The organism is bacterium (assembly GCA_023150945.1).
In the GTDB taxonomy this organism is placed as follows: Bacteria; Zhuqueibacterota; Zhuqueibacteria; order Zhuqueibacterales; family Zhuqueibacteraceae; genus Coneutiohabitans.
Genome location: JAKLJX010000111.1, coordinates 1 through 517, shown reverse-complemented (window position 1 = coordinate 517; position 517 = coordinate 1). Strand labels below are relative to the sequence as shown.

Sequence of the window (517 nt, the reverse complement as noted above, 5' to 3'; positions counted from 1 at the left end):
TTCGATACTTTGGAAGACACGTTCAATCGCCGGCGAAGCGCCGACAATCTCCTCGAAGTTCAGCTCCGACTGGATTTCCTGCCGCAGATACACGTTCTGGCTGAGCAAGTGCTCGAGTTCGTTGATGTCGCGCAGGATGATGGTGAACAGATCGCCGGATCCGGACGCGGCGCGTGACAGCGACCCTTCGATCAAAAACAACTCGCCGCTCTTGCGGCGCGCGTGCAGCCCGTCGGGTAGCCACATCTGCGCGGGGCTGCCGGACGAGGTGATGTAATGCTCGAGGAGCGCGGCAAGCTCGGGGGCAAGCAGCCGGTCCACCGGCTCTCCGGCCACTTCCGCGGCGCTGCAGCGGAACATCTTTTCGGCCGCGGGATTGAAAATCAGGACGCGGCGCGACGTGTCCAAAACCACGAACGCATCCATTGCCGAGCGGAAGATGCCGGCCAGCCTTGCGTTGGCCTGCTTCAACTCCGCGGTGCGCTCGGCGACGCGCAGCTCCAGCTCGGCGGCATGG

At 63.6% G+C, this 517-nt stretch carries 1 protein-coding gene; it reads right to left on the bottom strand.

The window, feature by feature from the left end; translation table 11 throughout:
• The coding region (locus L6R21_28305; protein MCK6563105.1) for a PAS domain-containing protein at positions 1-517 on the bottom strand (517 nt) is incomplete at both ends.